Raw genomic sequence first — 1,056 nt, forward strand, 5'->3', positions numbered from 1 at the left:
GGAGACGGGTAAAAGAAGTTTATTGCCGTTGGAGAAGGTGACGATGCTTTGGCGGGGTTGATTCTTAGGTGAAGTGAAGCCTTGGATATGAGCGAAGAAAAGCCAGTGACAATCAAAGTGTGTCGGTGAATGTTGGGAATGCGTAAATGTCTTGATTAGGGTAAATGGCGATGGGGACTTTACGTTTAGCACCTGTTTGAATCGCTGCTTCTCTTCGTCCATCATAATTCGCAAAACCGTCCAAACACGCTGTTTTAATCATCTCCAGTGACGGTTGTTTTACATATAAATTGTTGTTAGTTTCATAGACGAGCGTAGAAGAATCAAAACGATAAGATGGGGTGAGTGCTAGGGTATTATTAGTAATTTTATAAGAGCTATGTACATTCTCAGTCATGGCAGGGCCTCCATTAGTATGTTATTTGGGCACAGCTAATAAAACTAATTAAAGGGGTTAGGGAAAGTACCATTTCAAAGCATTTTTTTCATATTAATCAAAAGGGAATTTAATACATTTTGAGGGGTTAAAAATTACTGGAGTTGGAACAGGATGTCTTATTTTTGGGCACTGAAACGTACAAATTTAACCTTTCCAGTACCCTGTTACAAGGAGGAGAGCCATTCACGGTAACTGGCTTCCTCTACTTCGTTCTAACATCTTTTCTCTCTTTGGCTATTTCCTTTAAGAGGGGATACAGCTCTTCTTCTGCATCCTTTAGAAGTTCAGCAGGACTGTTAAGTTGAAGACCAGCACAGATTTTCATCAATGTGTGTAGGCTCATATTTACACGACCTTTTTCAATGTCACTAATGTGATCATTATTCAGTTCTGCAAATTCAGCTAAGTCCTCAAGTGTCAGATCTAACAATCTCCTTTTGTTATGAATATTCCTTCCAATTTCACTGTTAAAAGTGTTTAATATTTCCTTTTCTTCCAAAGTATAAGCCCCTTTTTTAACAATTATCAATCTGTTAAAAAGAACTTAGAACAGGCTAAACCACCGATACAGGAATAAAATGGAATAAAACACAACTTTATTTTTCATAGAAGCATGG

Annotated in this window: 3 protein-coding genes; all 3 read right to left on the reverse strand. The window is 37.7% G+C overall.

Translation table 11 applies throughout. The annotated features are described in order from the left end of the window. On the reverse strand, positions 1–222 hold a 222-nt coding region (locus ACHABW_RS25865), incomplete at its 3' end, for a competence protein ComK (protein ID WP_435759908.1). After that, the gene (locus ACHABW_RS25870) at positions 113–397 is read right to left on the reverse strand and encodes a competence protein ComK (protein ID WP_435759904.1); all 285 of its coding nucleotides are present in this window, start codon (positions 395–397) and stop codon (positions 113–115) included. The genes ACHABW_RS25870 and ACHABW_RS25865, both read right to left, overlap by 110 nt. A gap of 244 nt (positions 398–641) precedes the next feature. Continuing rightward, a complete protein-coding gene (locus ACHABW_RS25875) occupies positions 642–938 on the reverse strand; it encodes a helix-turn-helix domain-containing protein (protein WP_435759906.1) in 297 nt (98 codons plus the stop codon). Between the last annotated feature and the right edge of the window lie 118 nt (positions 939–1,056).

The sequence above is a fragment of the Salipaludibacillus sp. CF4.18 genome (assembly GCF_051262595.1).
Lineage (GTDB): Bacteria > Bacillota > Bacilli > Bacillales > Salisediminibacteriaceae > Salipaludibacillus > Salipaludibacillus neizhouensis.

Bases quoted from the DNA above. Each gene is read 5' to 3' on its own strand.
- ACHABW_RS25870 (WP_435759904.1), bottom strand. From the start codon at position 397: ATGACTGAGAATGTACATAGCTCTTATAAAATTACTAATAATACCCTA.